General features: G+C 58.2%; 14 protein-coding genes. 4 read left to right on the forward strand and 10 right to left on the reverse strand.

Translation table 11 applies throughout. From position 1 onward, the window contains the following. Positions 1-117: 117 nt before the first annotated feature. Complete coding sequence (locus tag SSARUM2_RS20450; protein WP_033635921.1) at positions 118-888, reverse strand: ABC transporter permease; 771 nt, start codon at positions 886-888, stop codon at positions 118-120. Next, a complete protein-coding gene (locus tag SSARUM2_RS20455; protein ID WP_033635922.1) occupies positions 885-1808 on the reverse strand; it encodes an ABC transporter ATP-binding protein in 924 nt (307 codons plus the stop codon). Before SSARUM2_RS20455 ends, SSARUM2_RS20450 begins: the two co-directional genes overlap by 4 nt. A gap of 210 nt (positions 1809-2018) precedes the next feature. Here SSARUM2_RS20455 and can point away from each other — a divergent pair, with 210 nt between their 5' ends. Beyond that, positions 2019-2675 carry a carbonate dehydratase gene (can, locus tag SSARUM2_RS20460; RefSeq protein WP_033635923.1) on the forward strand — a complete coding sequence of 219 codons (657 nt, stop codon included), beginning with the start codon at positions 2019-2021 and terminating at the stop codon, positions 2673-2675. 37 nt (positions 2676-2712) lie between these two features. On the opposite strand, the gene hpt is transcribed toward can, so the two are convergent. After that, positions 2713-3249, reverse strand: coding sequence for a hypoxanthine phosphoribosyltransferase (gene hpt / locus SSARUM2_RS20465; protein ID WP_048234659.1), 537 nt, complete (start codon positions 3247-3249; stop codon positions 2713-2715). A 98-nt stretch (positions 3250-3347) separates the two neighbouring features. Beyond that, a complete protein-coding gene (gene cueO, locus SSARUM2_RS20470) occupies positions 3348-5024 on the reverse strand; it encodes a multicopper oxidase CueO (RefSeq protein WP_060453165.1) in 1677 nt (558 codons plus the stop codon). Between the two features lie 217 nt (positions 5025-5241). Here cueO and SSARUM2_RS20475 point away from each other — a divergent pair, with 217 nt between their 5' ends. The 3 genes from SSARUM2_RS20475 (at position 5242) to speD (ending at position 7399) form a co-directional block, all read left to right on the forward strand. Then, positions 5242-5589, forward strand: coding sequence for a YacC family pilotin-like protein (locus SSARUM2_RS20475; protein ID WP_004937515.1), 348 nt, complete (start codon positions 5242-5244; stop codon positions 5587-5589). Positions 5590-5713: 124 nt separating this feature from the next. Beyond that, positions 5714-6577 carry a polyamine aminopropyltransferase gene (gene speE / locus SSARUM2_RS20480; RefSeq protein ID WP_041036651.1) on the forward strand — a complete coding sequence of 288 codons (864 nt, stop codon included), beginning with the start codon at positions 5714-5716 and terminating at the stop codon, positions 6575-6577. A gap of 27 nt (positions 6578-6604) precedes the next feature. Continuing rightward, complete coding sequence (gene speD / locus SSARUM2_RS20485) at positions 6605-7399, forward strand: adenosylmethionine decarboxylase (protein ID WP_004937510.1); 795 nt, start codon at positions 6605-6607, stop codon at positions 7397-7399. 32 nt (positions 7400-7431) lie between these two features. On the opposite strand, the gene yacL is transcribed toward speD, so the two are convergent. The 6 genes from yacL to pdhR all read right to left on the reverse strand — a co-directional run bounded on the left by yacL (position 7432) and on the right by pdhR (position 18194). After that, a complete protein-coding gene (gene yacL / locus SSARUM2_RS20490) occupies positions 7432-7794 on the reverse strand; it encodes a protein YacL (protein ID WP_004937507.1) in 363 nt (120 codons plus the stop codon). Positions 7795-7933: 139 nt separating this feature from the next. Continuing rightward, on the reverse strand, positions 7934-10531 hold the full coding sequence (gene acnB / locus SSARUM2_RS20495; protein WP_033635927.1) for a bifunctional aconitate hydratase 2/2-methylisocitrate dehydratase: 2598 nt from the start codon (positions 10529-10531) through the stop codon (positions 7934-7936). Positions 10532-11045: 514 nt separating this feature from the next. Then, the gene (gene lpdA, locus SSARUM2_RS20500) at positions 11046-12470 is read right to left on the reverse strand and encodes a dihydrolipoyl dehydrogenase (RefSeq protein WP_004937500.1); all 1425 of its coding nucleotides are present in this window, start codon (positions 12468-12470) and stop codon (positions 11046-11048) included. A 233-nt stretch (positions 12471-12703) separates the two neighbouring features. Beyond that, complete coding sequence (gene aceF, locus SSARUM2_RS20505) at positions 12704-14587, reverse strand: pyruvate dehydrogenase complex dihydrolipoyllysine-residue acetyltransferase (RefSeq protein ID WP_060453166.1); 1884 nt, start codon at positions 14585-14587, stop codon at positions 12704-12706. Positions 14588-14600: 13 nt separating this feature from the next. Continuing rightward, the gene (gene aceE / locus SSARUM2_RS20510; RefSeq protein ID WP_039567225.1) at positions 14601-17264 is read right to left on the reverse strand and encodes a pyruvate dehydrogenase (acetyl-transferring), homodimeric type; all 2664 of its coding nucleotides are present in this window, start codon (positions 17262-17264) and stop codon (positions 14601-14603) included. A 165-nt stretch (positions 17265-17429) separates the two neighbouring features. Next, positions 17430-18194 (reverse strand): pyruvate dehydrogenase complex transcriptional repressor PdhR, encoded by a 765-nt coding sequence (pdhR, locus tag SSARUM2_RS20515; RefSeq protein ID WP_004937490.1) that lies wholly within the window; start codon positions 18192-18194, stop codon positions 17430-17432. Positions 18195-18350 lie beyond the last annotated feature (156 nt).

The raw sequence follows: 18350 nt of genomic DNA on the forward strand, positions 1-18350 counted from the left end.
TAGCACGATTTGAACAACGGGGAACTAGCGGTTATTTGAGCAATTCTATTGATTTACACGCCGCCTGTGCCAAATCAAGAAAAGCGCCCCCGCCGGAAAAGCGGGGGCGCGATACCATCAGCTGCGCAGGCCGCGGCCGCGCTCGATCAGGTACCAGGAAAGCAGGTAAAACACCGCGATAAACGCCAGCAGCACCGCCATGGTGAACGCCAGCGGCACGTCGTTGATGCCGAGGAAACCGTAGCGGAAACCGCTGATCATATAGACGATGGGGTTCAGCTTGGACACCGCCTGCCAGAATGGCGGCAGCAGCGACAGCGAGTAGAACACCCCGCCCAGGTAGGTCAGCGGCGTCAGCACGAAGGTCGGGATCAGGCTGATATCGTCGAAGGTGGTGGCGAACACCGCATTGATCAGCCCCGCCAGCGAGAACAGGATCGCCGTCAGCAGCAGCGTCAGCGCAATCACCCACCAGGCGTGCACCTGCAGCGGCACAAAGAACAGAGAGATGATGGTCACCAGCACGCCGACGCAGATGCCGCGCGCCACGCCGCCGCCGACATAGCCGGCGATCACCACGTGGGTCGGCACCGGCGCCACCAGCAGCTCCTCAATGTTGCGCTGGAATTTGGCGCTGAAGAACGACGAGGCGACGTTGGCATAGGAGTTGGTGATCACCGCCATCATGATAAGGCCGGGCACGATGAACTGCATGTAGCTGAAGCCGTGCATATCGCCGATGCGCGAGCCGATCAGATTGCCGAAGATGATGAAGTACAGCGTCATGGTGATCACCGGCGGCACCAGGGTCTGGATCCAGATGCGCGCGAACCGGTTCACCTCTTTGGCCCAGATGCTCTGCAAGGCCACCCAATACAAACGCGTCATGCTTTTTCTCCATTGCCGTTAACCAGGGTGACAAACAGCTCTTCCAGGCGGTTCGCCTTGTTGCGCATGCTCAGCACCTGCACGCCCTGCGCGCTCAGTTGGGTGAACAGGCCGTTCAGCCCCTGCTCGCGCATCACTTCCACTTCCAGCGTCGAGGTATCCGTCAGGCGGCTGTGGTAACCGTCCAGCTTCGGCAACGGGCTCTTCGCCGCCAAATCGAGGATGAAGGTTTCCGACTTCAGCTTGGCCAGTAGCCCCTTCATCGAGGTGTTTTCCACCAGCTCCCCGTTCTGGATGATGCCGATATTGCGGCACAGCATCTCCGCCTCTTCCAGATAGTGGGTGGTGAGGATAATGGTAGTGCCCTGGGCGTTCAGCTCTTTCAGGAAGCCCCACATCGAGCGACGCAGCTCGATATCCACCCCGGCGGTCGGCTCATCGAGGATCAGCAGCTTCGGCTGATGCATCAACGCGCGGGCGATCATCAGGCGGCGCTTCATGCCGCCGGACAGCATGCGGGCGCGCTCGTTGCGCTTGCCCCACAGATCCAGCTGATTGAGGTATTTTTCGGCGCGCGCCATCGCTTCACGCCGCGTGACGCCGTAGTAACCCGCCTGGTTCACCACGATCTGCAACACGGTCTCGAACGGGTTGAAGTTGAACTCCTGCGGCACCAGGCCGAGCTGGCGCTTGGCGTTGACGATGTCTTTATCGATGTCGTAACCGAACACCCGCACGCTGCCGGCCGTTTTGTTCACCAGCGAGCTGATGATGCCGATGGTGGTGGATTTTCCGGCGCCGTTTGGCCCCAGCAGGGCATAAAAATCCCCCGCTTCGACGCTCAGGTCGATTCCGCGCAGCGCCTTGACGCCACCGGCGTAAGTCTTGGTCAGCTGCGCTAATTCCAGTGCATAATTCATATGTAAAATAGTACCTTATGACGATGAGTATGCCGCCGCGCCCCTGTTTGCGAGGCTTGAAACACTAACGATAATCCTAGCATCGGCGACGTTTTCACTGAGTCGAATCCGTGCGGAAAATGAGGCTGCACCACTGTTCCGATTTCCAAAGTGTGACGCTTACCCTATATTACCCCAACGCAATCTGTCCGTTACGGGTCAATCACCTCCATGAAAGAAATCGAAGAGCTTATCGCCAACAACCAGGCCTGGTCGGCCAACATCAGCCAGGAAGACCCGGAATTTTTTGAACGTTTAGCCCAGGCGCAAAAGCCCCGCTTCTTATGGATTGGTTGCTCTGACAGCCGCGTTCCCGCAGAACGCCTGACCGGCCTCGAGCCGGGTGAACTGTTCGTCCATCGCAACGTGGCGAACCTCGTTATCCACACCGATCTTAACTGCCTGTCGGTGGTGCAGTATGCGGTAGATGTGCTGGAAGTCGAACACATCATCATTTGCGGCCACCTGGGCTGCGGCGGCGTGCAGGCGGCGGTGGAAAACCCGGAGCTGGGGTTGATCGACAACTGGCTGCTGCACATTCGCGATCTGTGGTACAAGCACAGCTCGCTGCTGGGCGAGCTGCCGCCGGAGCAGCGTTTCGACATGCTGTGCGAGATCAACGTCATTGAGCAGGTATACAACCTGGGCCACTCCACCATCATGCAGTCCGCGTGGAAGCGCGGCCAGAAGGTGATGATCCACGGTTGGGTGTACGGCATTCAGGACGGCCGCCTGCGCGATATGGAAGTGCTGGCGACCAGCCGCGAGAGCCTGGAGATGGGCTACCGCAAAGCGATAGCCAAACTGAAGCAGGATAAAGGCATATAACCCCGCCGCGGGCGCGGCTGGCCGCGCCCCACATTAATTACTCGTCCAGCAGCACCACTTTGCCGACGTACGGCAGGTGACGGTAGCGCTGAGCGTAGTCGATGCCATACCCCACCACGAACTCATCCGGGATCGAGAAGCCGACATATTCGACCGGCACCTGCACTTCACGGCGCTCAGGCTTGTCCAGCAAGGTGCAAATCGCCAGCGATTTCGGCCCGCGCAGCGCCAAAATCTCGCGCACTTTGTTCAGCGTGTTGCCGGAATCGATGATGTCTTCCACGATCAGCACGTCTTTGCCGCGAATGTCTTCGTCCAGATCCTTGAGGATCTTCACGTCGCGAGTAGTGGACATGCCGCTGCCGTAGCTGGAGGCGGTCATAAAGTCGACTTCGTGCGGCACGTCGATGGCGCGGCAGAGATCGGCCATGAACATGAAGGAGCCGCGCAGCAGCCCGACCAGCACCATGTCGCTGCCGCTGTCGCGGTAATGTTCGGTGATCTGGCGGCCAAGTTCGGCGATACGGGTCTTAACTTCCTGCTCGGAAATCATTACGTCTACAGTGTGTTTCATAGTATTCAGGTCAGTTGCCGGAAGAAAGGCGCAGAGTTTAGCATAGCCTTTCGCCGGTGGCGACGCGAGCGCACCGCCACCTGAGCGACGGGCCGCGATCATTCGCCGACGGTGAAGCCCATCATCATGCCGGTATCTTCGTGCTCCAGCAGGTGGCAGTGGGCCATGTACGCATGTTCGCTGCTGGCCGGATGGTCGAAGCGCACCAGCACTTCGCTGCGCCACCCTTCGACGCGCACCGTGTCCTTCCAGCCGCTGCGATGCGCCGCCGGCGGTTTGCCATTTTCCGACAGGATACGGAACTGGGTGCCGTGAATATGGAACGGGTGCAACATCATGTCGCCCTCGCCGGAAATGGTCCACTTCTCATACTGGCCCCGTTTGGCGGCGAACATCGGCTTGGTCATGTCGAAGGCCTTGCCGTTGATCATGTTGCCGTGGCTGAAGTCGAACGGTTTGGCTTTACCCTGCGCGCCGCCGTGATCCATCCCGGCCATCTTGCCATGATCCATGCCCTTCATGTTGCCCATGTTGCCATGGTCCATGCCCTGCATGCCGCCCTTTTCCATGCCTTTCATGTTGCCGTGATCCATGCCTTTCATGTCTCCACCGCCCATCGCGCCATGATTCATGCTCATGCCGGCCATCGCCTGGTGACCATAACGATCCATCAGCGCCTGCATGCCGAGCATATCCAGCTGCGGATCCATCATCAGCTGCAGCCAACGCTCCTGGATACCAGTGGCTGCGGGCAATGTCGGCAGCTTCACCAGGCTGTCCGGCATGGTTTTGATGCCCTGCGCCAGCGACGGCTGAATGCGCAACACCGGCAGCGGTTGATCGAACGGCGCCAGCGTCATACCCATCTGCTTCACCGGCAGCGTCACGATGTCGAACGCTTTCCCGTCGGAGGCATCCACCAGCACTTCAAAACGTTCGCCCATCAGCATCGGCAGCTCGGTCAGTTTCACCGGCTCCGCCAGGAAACCGCCGTCGCTGGCGATGACATACAGCGGACGGTTGTCACTGGCCGCCAGATTCAGCGAGCGGGCGTTGCAGCCGTTGAGGAAGCGCAGACGCAGCCAGCCGCGCGGCGCCAAATGTTGCGGATACTGCGCGCCGTTGGTGAACATGCGATCGCCAAACCAGCCCACCGCCGCGCTCATCACATCCAGGCGGTATTCGATTTGTGCGTCTTTGCCCAACCGCTTATCTTGCAGGATCACCGGAATATCATCCTGCCCCCAGGTTTTCGGCAGCGGCAGTTTGGCGCTCTCCTCATCTTCCAGCAGCACCAGCCCCGCCAGCCCCATCATCACCTGGCTGCCGGTTTTACCGTGGGTATGCGGGTGGAACCAGCAGGTGGCCGCCGGTTGATCGACAGTGAAATTCACCGTGCGCGTCGCGCCGGGATGGATCAATGCCTGCGGGCCGCCATCGACGTCGCCGGGAATTTCCAGGCCGTGCCAGTGGACGGTGCTGGCCTCCGCCAGGCCGTTTTTGATGTCGACCGTCACCGGCTGGCCACGCTGCAGCTGCACCGCCGGCCCGAGCAGCGCGCCGTTGAATCCCCAGGTTTTGGTGGCGGCGCCGGGCAACCAGCGGGTTTCCCCCGCCTGCAGCGCCAGCGCAATTTTTCCCTGCGTGTCCGGCGTCAACAACGGCGGCACCGGCAGGGCCGGCCGATCGGCCGCCCAGGCGGCCCGGCTCCATAACGGCAATGCGCTCGCAGCGCCCAGTGCGGCGGTTAATTTAATAAAATCACGGCGTAACATCGCTGACTCCCTTTTCTCAGTGACATAACTCAATGCCGCCAGCCTAAACCTTCCCCCTGGCGGAAGGTCAAGCCTTTCCTGGCGGTATTTTAAGCTATGCCTCACAATCAAGAGAATATGGCTGGCAAACGCAACGCCGGCCCGGCAGCAATAAAATTTGGTGCCTTTACAGGCAAGTGTGGTAACGTCAGCAAACGACAAACAGGCCTATTTCATGATGAAAAAAACAACGTTATCGATGCTGTTGCTGGCGATGCTGGGCTTCTCCAACGCCAGTCTGGCGCTGAATGAATCCGAGGCGGAAGATCTGGCCGATCTGACGGCGGTATTTATTTATTTGAAAAATGATTGCGGCTACAACGATTTGCCAAACGCGCAAATCAAACGCGCCATCGTCTATTTCGCGCAACAAAACCGCTGGGATTTGAGCAACTACAACAGTTTCAATATGAAGGCGCTGGGCGAAGACAGCTATCGCGATCTCAGCGGCATCGCCATTCCAACGCCCAAAAAGTGCAAATCGCTGGCGCGCGATTCTTTGAGCCTGCTGGCCTACGCCAACTAATTCCTTCCCCTTTCCCGCCCGCCTAACGCTCTCTCTGTCTGAAATTCAACCGTGCATCGCCAGGCAGAGTTAGCTATGATGTTGCGCCGATTTTTCATGGCTGTTATTACGGAGTTTCCCGCACATGACCCAGAAAGAAATTTGGTACGAAACGCTGCATACGGGCTTCGGCCAGTATTTCTCGGTAGAGAAGGTGCTGTACCGCGAGAAGACCGATCACCAGGATCTGGTGATCTTCGAGAACCCGGTGCTGGGGCGCGTGATGGCGCTCGACGGCGTGGTGCAAACCACCGAGCGTGACGAGTTCATCTATCACGAAATGCTGACCCACGTGCCGCTGCTGGCGCACGGCGCGGCGAAGAAAGTGCTGATCATCGGCGGCGGCGACGGCGGCATGCTGCGCGAAGTCAGCCGGCACCCTGGCGTGGAGCAGATCACCATGGTCGAGATCGACGCCGGTGTCGTCGAGTTCTGCCGCCAGTACCTGCCCAACCACAGCGCCGGCGCCTATGACGATCCGCGCTTCAAGCTGGTGATCGACGACGGCGTCAACTTCGTGAACCAAACCGACGAAACCTTCGATGTGATCATCTCCGACTGCACCGATCCGATCGGCCCCGGCGAAAGCCTGTTCACTTCGGCGTTTTATGAAGGCTGCGCCCGCTGCCTGAATGAGGGCGGCATTTTCGTCGCGCAGAACGGCGTCTGCTTCCTGCAACAGGACGAGGCGGTCAACAGCCACGCCAAACTGAGCCGCTACTTTACCGACGTCAGCTTCTATCAGGCGGCGATCCCGACCTATTACGGCGGCATCATGACCTTTGCCTGGGCGAGCCAGAACCCGGCGCTGCGCCAGCGCGATCTGCCTACTCTGCAACAGCGCTTTAACCAAAGCGGCCTACACTGTCGTTATTACAACCCGGCAATTCACGTCGGCAGTTTTGCCCTGCCGCAATATTTGCTCAATGCCCTGAACGTAACACGTTAAGCGAGAAGATAAAGGAGGTGGCCCAAATTGCATAAGCTAAAACTGCACGGCTTCAACAACCTGACCAAGAGCCTGAGTTTTTGTATTTACGATATTTGTTACGCCAAGACCGCGGACGACCGCGACGGCTATATCGCCTACATTGACGAACAATATAACGCCAACCGGCTGACCGAGATCCTGAGCGAAACCTGCTCGATCATCGGCGCCAATATTCTGAACATCGCGCGTCAGGACTACGAGCCGCAGGGCGCCAGCGTCACCATCCTGGTCAGCGAAGAGCCGATCGATCCGAAAGACGTCGATACGTCGGAGCATCCCGGCCCGCTGCCGAACACGGTCGTTGCGCACCTGGACAAGAGCCATATCTGCGTACACACCTACCCGGAAAGCCATCCGGAAGGCGGGCTATGCACCTTCCGCGCCGATATCGAGGTTTCGACCTGCGGCGTCATTTCGCCCCTCAAGGCGCTGAACTACTTAATTCACCAGCTGGAATCCGACATCGTCACCATGGACTATCGCGTGCGCGGTTTTACCCGCGACGTGAACGGCGTGAAACATTACATCGATCATGAGATCAATTCGATCCAGAACTTTATGTCGGAAGACATCAAGGCGCTGTATCACATGATGGACGTGAACGTTTACCAGGAAAATATCTTCCATACCAAGATGTTGCTGAAAGATTTCGATCTGAAGCACTACCTGTTCAACGCGGAACCGGAGGCGCTGAGCGCCGCCGAACGCAAGCAGATCACCGATCTGTTATGGAAAGAGATGCAGGAAATCTATTACGGCCGCAATATTCCGCATCTGTGATGGAAAGGGCGCGGCACGCCGCGCCCTGATGCTTAGTATTTCAGCATGAAAGAACGATAGGCCTTCAACACCAGCAGGAAGTCCTCAACGCCGCAGAATGAGAGGCTTTCTTCGTCGTAGTAATTCATCCCCTCTTCCATTTCATCGCCCTCGAACTCCAGCTGATTGGCGCGGATCATCACTTCTTCACCATCCATCAGCAGCGTATATTCATGGCCTTCCAGCTGCCATTGACGTTCACTGCCTTTGACCTCGGCCGCACCGGCTTCAATCCGGTCCAGCAGGTTGAAATCGCCTTTGACTTCTTCGTTGATCCAGTGGCCAATCGCTTCATGCCCCATCGAAAATCTGACGATCACCTGACCGGTGACGTCACGCAGAAATTCGTAATCCATAGCATGCCCTCCTGAGCCCTTTTTCTTAGTGTAAACATAAATGGCGGACTAACTCAGTGAGCGCTCGCAAAGTTGGCAACTGAGCAAAATAAAACGGGAGGCCAAGGCCTCCCTTTAAACAGTTGCGCAATATAGCGGCTTACACGGCGGTTTGGAAGATCACGCCGTCGGCTTTTTCGGTGTACTGCCCCAGCTGGTCAAAGTTCAGGTAGCGGTAGGTATCCGCCGCCGTCTTGTCGACCTGCGCCATATAGGTCTGGTACTCGTCCGGCGTCGGCAGGCGGCCCAGCAGGGACGCAACCGCAGCCAGTTCGGCTGACGCCAGATAGACGTTGGCACCGGTACCCAGACGGTTCGGGAAGTTACGGGTCGAGGTGGAGACCACCGTCGCACCGTCCGCCACGCGCGCCTGGTTGCCCATGCACAGCGAGCAGCCCGGAATCTCGATACGCGCGCCGCTTTTGCCGAAGACGCTGTAGTAGCCTTCTTCGGTCAGCTGAGCCGCGTCCATCTTGGTTGGCGGCGCCACCCACAGACGGGTTGGCAGCTGGCCCTTGTGCTGATCCAGCAGCTTGCCGGCCGCGCGGAAGTGGCCGATGTTGGTCATGCAAGAACCGATGAACACTTCATCGATTTTGCTGTTGGCCACGTCGGACAACAGGCGCGCATCGTCAGGATCGTTCGGCGCGCACAGGATCGGCTCCTTGATCTCGTTCAGATCGATGTCGATCACCGCCGCGTATTCCGCATCCGCATCGCCTTCCAGCAGTTGCGGATCCGCCAGCCATTTTTCCATGCCCTGAATACGGCGCTCCAGCGTACGGCGGTCGCCGTAGCCTTCGGAGATCATCCACTTCAGCAGCACGATGTTGGAGTTCAGGTACTCTTCGATCGGCGCCTTGTCCAGCTTGATGGTACAACCGGCGGCGGAACGTTCGGCGGACGCATCGGTCAGCTCAAACGCCTGCTCGACCTTCAGATCCGGCAGGCCTTCGATCTCCAGGATGCGGCCGGAGAAGATGTTTTTCTTGCCCTTCTTCTCGACGGTCAGCAAGCCTTGCTGGATCGCGTAGTAAGGGATGGCGTGCACCAGATCGCGCAGGGTGATGCCCGGCTGCATTTTGCCTTTGAAGCGCACCAGCACCGACTCAGGCATATCCAGCGGCATTACGCCGGTCGCGGCGGCAAACGCCACCAGGCCGGAACCGGCCGGGAAGGAGATGCCGATCGGGAAGCGGGTGTGGGAATCGCCGCCGGTGCCGACGGTGTCAGGCAGCAGCATGCGGTTCAGCCAGGAGTGGATCACGCCGTCGCCCGGACGCAGCGAGACGCCGCCGCGGTTCATGATGAAGTCAGGCAGCGTGTGGTGCGTGGTCACGTCGACCGGTTTCGGGTACGCGGCGGTGTGGCAGAATGACTGCATGACCAGATCGGCGGAGAAGCCGAGGCAGGCCAGGTCTTTCAGCTCATCGCGGGTCATCGGGCCGGTGGTGTCCTGAGAACCGACGGAGGTCATCTTCGGTTCGCAGTATTCGCCAGGGCGAATGCCGGCGACGCCGCAGGCGCGGCCGACCATTTTCTGCGCCAGCGAGAAGCCTTTGCTGCTGGCGGCGACCGGCTTGGCGATACGGAACACATCGCTGTGCGGCAGACCCAGCGCTTCGCGCGCCTTGGTGGTCAGGCCGCGGCCGATGATCAGCGGGATACGGCCGCCGGCGCGCACTTCATCCAGCAGCACGTCGGTTTTCAGCTCGAAGTTGGCGATCAGCGCGCCGGTTTCGTGGTTGCGCACTTCACCTTTGTATGGGTAAACGTCGATCACGTCGCCCATGTTCAGCTCGGACACGTCCACTTCGATCGGCAAGGCGCCGGCATCTTCCATGGTGTTGAAGAAGATAGGCGCGATCTTGCCGCCCAGCACCACGCCGCCGCCGCGCTTGTTCGGCACGTGCGGGATGTCGTCGCCCATAAACCACAGCACGGAGTTGGTGGCGGATTTACGGGAAGAACCGGTGCCGACCACGTCGCCGACGTAGGCCAGCGGGAAGCCTTTTTTGTTCAGCAGCTCGATCTGTTTGATCGGGCCGACGCTGCCCGGCTGATCCGGCACGATGCCTTCACGTTCGTTTTTCAGCATCGCCAGCGCGTGCAGCGGGATATCCGGGCGCGACCAGGCGTCCGGCGCCGGAGAAAGGTCATCGGTGTTGGTTTCGCCGGTGACTTTGAACACGGTGACGGTGATTTTTTCCGCCAGCTCAGGGCGCGACAGGTACCATTCGGCGTCGGCCCAGGACTGCATGATCTGCTTGGCGTGCGGGTTACCGGCCTTGGCCTTCTCTTCCACGTCGTAGAAGTTGTCGAACATCAGCAGCGTGTGGGACAGCGCTTTCGCGGCGATAGGCGCCAGCGTTTCGTTATCCAGCGCTTCGATCAGCGGGTGAATGTTATAGCCGCCCTGCATGGTGCCTAACAGTTCAATGGCTTTCTCGGGGGTAACCAGGGGGGATGTCGCTTCACCTTTGGCGATGGCCGCCAGGAAACCTGCTTTGACGTAGGCGGCTTCGTCGACGCCCGGTGGAACACGGTTAATCAGCAGGTCTAACAGGAATTCTTCTTCGCCTTTTGGCGGATTCTTCAGTAGTTCGACCAGCGCGGCCATTTGGGTGGCGTCTAGCGGCTTAGGGGCGATGCCCTCAGCAGCACGCTCGGCTACGTGCTTACGGTATTCTTCTAGCACGACGTTCTCCTCGCTCTCATTGTCATTTATTGTGCCTGGCGTATATGCAAACCGGGTTTATACCCTTGGGGTTTCACTCTGTGGCTAGGCGATCGGCCCGTAAAGGCCCCGAAACGGTGATTGGGGCAAACAGACACGGTCAAACAGCGTTACAGCATGAAAGACTGATGGGTAGAGCGCACGGCGATATTGATGCCATCTATCCTGACGGGGCACTGCTGTCGATGTCCTGGACTGTAAGGTACAGTGCCCGGTTCCGCTCAGCCAGCATATCAGGATTTGAAACGGTTGTTAATTCGTTCACATAAAAGCAACATTAAATCTTTGCTGAATCGTTGAGCGCAGCGTAATCGGCTGCCGGACTAGCAGGGCATTATATCCATATAATTAGAATGGATATAAGCAGAGGGATCGGAATTTGGCGCAGCGGCCACAAAAAAACCGCTTTCTGAGTTTGAGCAAAAAAAACGGCTCCTTGTCAGGAGCCGCTTGTTAACCGGTCAAACCAGCAGAATTACTTCTTCTTGGCTTTCGGGTTAGGCAGGTCGGTGATGCTGCCTTCGTAGATCTCCGCCGCCAGGCCCACGGATTCGTGCAGGGTCGGGTGAGCGTGGATGGTCAGCGCGATGTCTTCCGCGTCGCAGCCCATCTCGATAGCCAGACCGATTTCACCCAGCAGTTCGCCGCCGTTGGTGCCGACAATCGCGCCACCGATGATGCGGTGAGTTTCTTTGTCGAAGATCAGTTTGGTCATGCCGTCTGCACAGTCGGAAGCGATCGCACGGCCGGAAGCCGCCCACGGGAAGGTGGAGGTTTCGTAGCTGATGCCTTTCTCTTTCGCTTCTTTCTCGGTCAGACCCACCCATGCCACTTCCGGCTCGGTGTAAGCGATGGATGGGATTACTTTCGGATCGAAGTAGTGCTTCATGCCGGCGATAACTTCTGCGGCAACGTGGCCTTCGTGCACGCCTTTGTGCGCCAGCATCGGCTGACCGACGATGTCGCCGATAGCGAAGATGTGCGGCACGTTGGTGCGCAGCTGTTTGTCGACGTTGATGAAGCCACGCTCGTCAACTTCAACACCGGCTTTGCCGGCATCCAGCAGTTTGCCGTTCGGCACGCGGCCGATCGCCACCAGCACCGCGTCGTAACGCTGTGGTTCTGCCGGCGCTTTTTTACCTTCCATCGTGACGTAGATGCCGTCTTCTTTGGCTTCTACCGCGGTCACTTTGGTTTCCAGCATCAGGTTGAACTGCTTGCTGATACGTTTGGTGAAGACTTTCACCACGTCTTTATCTGCCGCCGGGATAACCTGATCGAACATCTCAACGACGTCGATCTGTGAACCCAGCGCATGGTATACGGTGCCCATTTCCAGGCCGATGATGCCGCCGCCCATAACCAGCAGACGCTCTGGGACGGTTTTCAGTTCCAGCGCATCGGTGGAATCCCACACGCGTGGATCTTCATGAGGAATGAATGGCAGTTGGATCGGACGAGAACCTGCAGCGATGATGGCGTTGTCGAAGTTGATGGTGGTTGGGCCGTTTTCGCCTTCAACAACCAGGGTGTTAGCGCCGGTGAACTTGCCCAGGCCGTTGACCACTTTCACTTTACGGCCTTTCGCCATGCCAGCCAGACCGCCGGTCAGCTGAGTGATGACTTTTTCTTTCCAGACGCGCACTTTGTCGATGTCGGTTTTCGGCTCGCCGAAAACGATGCCGTGTTCGGCCAGCGCTTTGGCTTCTTCGATCACTTTGGCAACGTGCAGCAGTGCTTTGGAAGGGATACATCCCACGTTCAGGCAAACCCCGCCCAGAGTGGAATAACGTTCAACCAGAACGGTTTCAAGACCTAAGTCAGCGCAACGAAAGGCTGCAGAGTAACCTGCCGGGCCCGCCCCAAGTACCACGACCTGAGTTTTAATTTCAGTACTCATCATGACCTCTTAATTGATTGTCCGGCGGGTCAGACGTCATTTTTATTGCTAATCGATCTCATAACGCCCTTCATCCACCGGGACGCTTACACCGCGAGCAGTTTACAGAATTGTTAATAATCTGCAAAGCGTGTTCGAGTGACCCGTGTCTCAACAATTTTGTCGAGTTATGCAAAATCCGACAAAACTGCTACAGAATCGTCAGGGGCGCAGCATGCTGCGCCCCTTTTGCATTACATCACCAGACGGCGAATGTCGGACAACATGTTGTTGATGATGGTGATGAAGCGCGCACCATCGGCACCGTCGATAACGCGGTGGTCGAAGGACAGCGACATCGGCATCATCAGGCGCGGTATGAACTCTTTACCGTTCCAGACCGGCTCCATCGCAGACTTGGAGACGCCCAGGATAGCCACTTCCGGCGCGTTGACGATCGGCGCGAAGTGAGTCGTCCCGATGCCACCCAGGCTGGAGATGGTGAAGCAGCCGCCCTGCATCTCGCCCGCGGTCAGCTTGCCGTCGCGCGCTTTCTTGGAGATGGCCATCAATTCGCGGGACAGCTCGGTGATGCTCTTCTTGTTCACGTCCTTGAACACCGGAACCACCAGGCCGTTCGGGGTATCTACCGCCACGCCGATGTTGATGTATTTCTTCAGCGTCAGCTTCTGACCGTCTTCGGACAGCGAGCTGTTGAAGCGCGGCATCTGCTCCAGAGCGGCAGCAACGGCTTTCATGATGAACACGACAGGCGTGAACTTCACGTCCAGCTTGCGCTTGGCCGCTTCTTCGTTCTGCTGTTTGCGGAACGCTTCCAGATCGGTGATGTCGGTTTTGTCGAAGTGAGTCACGTGCGGGATCATCACCCAGTTGCGGCTCAGGTTCGCGCCAGAGATCTTCTGGATGCGACCCATTTCGACTTCTTCGATCTCGCCGAACTTGCTGAAGTCCACTTTCGGCCATGGCAGCATGCCTGGCAGACCGCCGCCGGCAGCGGCCGGGGCCGCTTCAGCGCGTTTCACCGCGTCTTTCACGTAAGCCTGAACGTCTTCGCGCAGGATGCGGCCTTTACGACCGGTGCCTTTCACTTTCGCCAGGTTAACGCCGAATTCACGCGCCAGACGACGAATGACCGGGGTCGCGTGCACGTATGCCGCGTTCTCGGCGAACTCGCCTTTGTCGTCAGCTTTCGCAGCCGGAGCGGCGGCTTTAGCAGCGGCCGGAGCCGGCGCAGCTTCCGCTTTAGCGGCTGGAGCGGCGGCAGCGGCAGGCGCAGCGCCTTCCACTTCGAACACCATGATCAGGGAGCCGGTTTTCACTTTGTCGCCGGTCGCGATCTTGATCTCTTTCACGGTACCCGCGAACGGTGCAGGCACTTCCATGGAGGCCTTGTCGCCTTCCACGGTGATCAGAGACTGCTCGGCGGCAACCTTGTCGCCCACCTTAACCATCACTTCGGTCACTTCGACTTCGTCGCCGCCGATATCCGGCACGGCGACGTCTTTGGCCGCAGAGGCCGCAGGCGCTGCAGCGGCGGCAGGAGCTTCAACCGCAGCCGGGGCCGCAGCGGAAGCGTCGCCGGCCACTTCGAACACCATGATCAGGGAACCGGTTTTCACTTTGTCGCCGGTCGCGATCTTGATCTCTTTCACGGTGCCCGCGAACGGCGCAGGGACTTCCATGGAAGCCTTGTCGCCTTCCACGGTGATCAGGGACTGCTCGGCTTCCACCTTGTCGCCCACTTTCACCAGGATCTCGGTCACTTCGACTTCGTCGGCGCCGATGTCCGGCACGGCAACGTCTTTGGCCGCAGCGGCAGCCGGGGCAGCTGCTGCTGCCGCCGGTTTTTCTTCCGCTTTCGCCGCCGGTGCAGCTTCCGCTGCGCCTGCCGCTTCGAAGATCATGATCAGTTTGCCGGTTTCGGTTTTATCGCCGACCGCCACTTTGATCTCTTTCACCACGCCCGCCTGCGGGGATGGCACTTCCATGGAAGCCTTGTCGCCTTCCACGGTGATCAGCGATTGTTCCGCTTCAACTTTATCGCCGACCTTCACCAGAATCTCGGTGATTTCGACTTCATCTGCACCGATATCCGGTACGTTGATTTCGATAGACATTATTCAGTACCTCTTAGGCCAGACGCGGGTTAACTTTTTCCGGGTTGATGTCGAATTTCTTGATTGCATCGGCAACCACAGAAGCTTCGATCTCACCGCGTTTAGCCAGTTCACCCAGAGCAGCAACCACCACGTAGGATGCATCGACTTCGAAGTGGTGACGCAGGTTTTCGCGGCTGTCCGAACGACCGAAGCCGTCGGTGCCCAGTACGCGATAGTCGCTGGCCGGCACATAAGTACGAACCTGTTCGGCGAACAGTTTCATGTAGTCGGTAGAAGCTACCGCCGGCGCGTCGCTCATCACCTGAGCGATGTAAGGCACGCGTGGCGTTTCGGTTGGGTGCAGCATGTTCCAGCGCTCGCAGTCCTGGCCGTCGCGCGCCAGTTCGGTGAACGAGGTCACGCTGTAGGTGTCGGAACCCACGCCGTAGTCCTTCGCCAGGATCTGCGCAGCTTCGCGCACGTGGCGCAGGATGGCGCCGGAGCCCAGCAGCTGTACCTTGCCTTTGCTGCCTTCCAGCGTTTCCAGCTTGTAGATACCCTTGCGGATACCTTCTTCCGCACCCTGCGGCATCGCAGGCATGTGGTAGTTTTCGTTCAGCGTGGTCAGGTAGTAGTACACGTTTTCCGGGTTGTCACCATACATGCGCACCAGACCGTCGTGCATGATCACCGCCACTTCGTACGCGTAAGCCGGATCGTAAGAGATGCAGTTAGGGATGGTCAGAGACTGAATGTGGCTGTGGCCATCTTCGTGCTGCAGACCTTCGCCGTTCAGGGTAGTACGGCCCGAGGTCCCGCCGATCAGGAAGCCGCGCGCCTGTTGGTCGCCCGCTGCCCAGCACAGGTCGCCGATACGTTGGAAACCGAACATCGAGTAGTAGATGTAGAACGGAATCATCGGCAGATCGTTGGTGCTGTAGGAAGTCGCTGCGGCCAGCCAGGAAGAAGCTGCGCCCAGTTCGTTGATGCCTTCCTGCAGGATTTGGCCTTTCTCGTCTTCTTTGTAGTAAGCCACCTGCTCACGGTCCTGCGGGGTGTACTGCTGGCCGTTCGGGCTGTAGATACCGATCTGACGGAACAGACCTTCCATACCGAAGGTACGCGCTTCGTCGGCGATGATTGGCACCAGGCGATCTTTGATCGACTTGTTCTTCAGCATCACGTTCAGGGCACGCACGAAGGCGATAGTGGTGGAGATCTCTTTGTTCTGCTCTTCCAGCAGCGAGCTGAAATCTTCCAGCGCCGGCATTTCCAGCTTCTGGGTGAACTCCGGCAGACGCGTCGGCACGTAGCCTTTCAGCGCCTGGCGACGTTCGTGCAGGTATTTGTACTCTTCGGAATCTTTCTCGAAGGTGATGTACGGCAGTTTTTCGATGTCAGCATCGGCAACCGGCACGTTGAAACGATCGCGGAAGTGGTGAACCCCTTCCATGTTCATTTTCTTCACCTGGTGAGCGATGTTTTTACCTTCCGCGGTTTCACCCATGCCGTAACCTTTGATGGTGTGGGCCAGGATAACGGTCGGTTTGCCTTTGGTGTCCTGCGCTTTTTTCAGTGCAGCGAAGATTTTCTTCGGATCGTGACCACCACGGTTCAGCGCCCAGATTTCGTCGTCGGTCATGTCTTTGACCAGCGCCGCGGTTTCCGGGTAACGGCCGAAGAAGTGCTCGCGCACGTAAGCGCCGTCTTTGGATTTGAAGGTCTGGTAGTCGCCGTCCAGGGTCTCGTTCATCAGCTGAACCAGTTTACCGCTGGTGTCTTTACGCAGCAGTTCGTCCCAACGGCCGCCCCAGATCACTTTCAGCACCTGCCAGCCTGCGCCGGAGAAGATGCCTTCCAGTTCGTTGATGATCTTGCCGTTGCCGGTGACCGGGCCGTCCAGGCGCTGCAGGTTGCAGTTGATGACGAACACCAGGTTGTCCAGTTTCTCGCGGGTCGCGATGGTGATGGCGCCTTTGGATTCCGGCTCATCCATCTCGCCGTCGCCCAGGAAGGCATAAACGGTCTGCTCAGAGGTGTCTTTCAGGCCGCGGTGTTCCAGGTATTTCAGGAACTTCGCCTGATAGATGGCGCTGATTGGGCCCAGGCCCATGGATACGGTCGGGAACTGCCAGAATTCCGGCATCAGCTTAGGATGCGGGTAAGAGGACAGGCCTTTGCCGTGCACTTCCTGACGGAAGTTGTTCATTTGTTCTTCGGTCAGGCGGCCTTCAAGGAAGGCACGCGCGTAAACGCCCGGAGAGATGTGGCCCTGGAAGTACACCAGGTCGCCGCCGTCTTTCTCGTTGCGTGCGCGGAAGAAGTGGTTAAAGCAGACTTCATAGAAGGTCGCGGAAGACTGGAAGGAAGCCATGTGGCCGCCCAGCTCCAGGTCTTTTTTGGATGCGCGAAGAACGGTCATGATCGCGTTCCAACGGATCGCAGAGCGAATGCGGCGTTCCAGATCCAGGTTGCCTGGGTAGGCCGGTTCGTCTTCTACCGCGATGGTGTTGACGTAGTTGTGCGCTGCAGCACCGGCCGCAACGTTAACGCCGCCTTTGCGGGCTTCTCCCAATACCTGATCAATCAGAAACTGAGCTCGCTCAACACCCTCTTCACGGATGACCGATTCGATCGCCTGCAGCCAGTCGCGGGTTTCGATCGGATCCACGTCATTGTTTAAACGTTCTGACATGGTGGTATTCCTTATCTGTCTAATGGTTTGTTTGGAGCCTGTCTTCCTGTGCTCTGTGCAAAAACACACGAAGACAGGCCCATCAGTTTAGTTGCCGCTTAAGTACTTAACTAAGTACCTCGAACTTAACCCCCGCAGGCTGGTGTACCCTGAAGAGGACAGCTCTTAATCCTTGCGTTGCTGGAGACGCCGTAGCGATCTCTCGCGCCGAGTATGCTCCCGGCTGAGATCCAGCAAGATTTCCTCGATAAACGCCAAGTGGCGATGCGAGGCTTCACGGGCCTTTTCCGGCTCGCGTGCCACAATCGCCTCAAAAATTCCGGCGCGGTGGCTGCTCACTTTTGCCAACATCTCACGGCGCGAGTAGAGCAATTCAAAGTTCTGACGCACGTTCTGTTCCAGCATCGGCCCCATGCAGCGTAGCAGGTGAAGTAACACAACGTTGTGGGCAGCTTCGGTCACGGCGATTTGATACTGCATGACCGCATCGGCTTCGGCGTCGAGATCGCCGCTGTCTTGAGCCTGTTGAATCACGATGTGGCAGTCGCGGATGCGCGCCAGATCTTCATCGGTGCCGCGCAGCGCCGCGTAATAGGCGGCAATGCCTTCCAGCGCGTGACGGGTTTCCAGCAGATCGAACTGTGATTCGGGATGGTCGGCCAGCAGCTCGGCCAGCGGATCGCTGAAGCTCTGCCACAGATTAGTTTGCACGAAGGTGCCGCCGCCCTGACGACGCAGGAGCAGCCCTTTCGCTTCCAGGCGCTGAATGGCCTCTCTCAGAGAAGGACGGGAGACATCAAATTGTTTCGCCAGCTCGCGCTCCGGAGGCAGTTTTTCGCCTGGGCGCAGTGTCCCCTCGAGGATCAGGTATTCGAGCTGTTGCTCGATAACATCTGACAACTTGGGTTGGCGGATTTTGCTGTAGGCCATGAGTGAATTCTTCTCTGCGAATGGCGCGGAGTCAATTGGTAATACCAATTTCAAAAACGTGACGGTAAAGTAACAAAGTATTCACCTCCTGTCCATACGGGCCTTGATCGAAATCAGGTTACCCGCACATTTTAACACCCCGCTGAAAACCCCGCT

This window comes from Serratia sp. K-E0102 (genome assembly GCF_029962625.1).
Classification (GTDB): Bacteria; Pseudomonadota; Gammaproteobacteria; order Enterobacterales; family Enterobacteriaceae; genus Serratia; species Serratia sarumanii.

What these genes read in the sequence shown, in the direction of transcription:
- SSARUM2_RS20450 (WP_033635921.1), bottom strand. Translation starts at nt 888, where the DNA reads ATGACGCGTTTGTATTGGGTGGCCTTGCAGAGCATCTGGGCCAAAGAG.
- SSARUM2_RS20455 (WP_033635922.1), bottom strand. Translation starts at nt 1,808, where the DNA reads ATGAATTATGCACTGGAATTAGCGCAGCTGACCAAGACTTACGCCGGT.
- can (WP_033635923.1), top strand. Translation starts at nt 2,019, where the DNA reads ATGAAAGAAATCGAAGAGCTTATCGCCAACAACCAGGCCTGGTCGGCC.
- hpt (WP_048234659.1), bottom strand. Translation starts at nt 3,249, where the DNA reads ATGAAACACACTGTAGACGTAATGATTTCCGAGCAGGAAGTTAAGACC.
- cueO (WP_060453165.1), bottom strand. Translation starts at nt 5,024, where the DNA reads ATGTTACGCCGTGATTTTATTAAATTAACCGCCGCACTGGGCGCTGCG.
- SSARUM2_RS20475 (WP_004937515.1), top strand. Translation starts at nt 5,242, where the DNA reads ATGAAAAAAACAACGTTATCGATGCTGTTGCTGGCGATGCTGGGCTTC.
- speE (WP_041036651.1), top strand. Translation starts at nt 5,714, where the DNA reads ATGACCCAGAAAGAAATTTGGTACGAAACGCTGCATACGGGCTTCGGC.
- yacL (WP_004937507.1), bottom strand. Translation starts at nt 7,794, where the DNA reads ATGGATTACGAATTTCTGCGTGACGTCACCGGTCAGGTGATCGTCAGA.
- lpdA (WP_004937500.1), bottom strand. Translation starts at nt 12,470, where the DNA reads ATGAGTACTGAAATTAAAACTCAGGTCGTGGTACTTGGGGCGGGCCCG.
- aceF (WP_060453166.1), bottom strand. Translation starts at nt 14,587, where the DNA reads ATGTCTATCGAAATCAACGTACCGGATATCGGTGCAGATGAAGTCGAA.
- aceE (WP_039567225.1), bottom strand. Translation starts at nt 17,264, where the DNA reads ATGTCAGAACGTTTAAACAATGACGTGGATCCGATCGAAACCCGCGAC.
- pdhR (WP_004937490.1), bottom strand. Translation starts at nt 18,194, where the DNA reads ATGGCCTACAGCAAAATCCGCCAACCCAAGTTGTCAGATGTTATCGAG.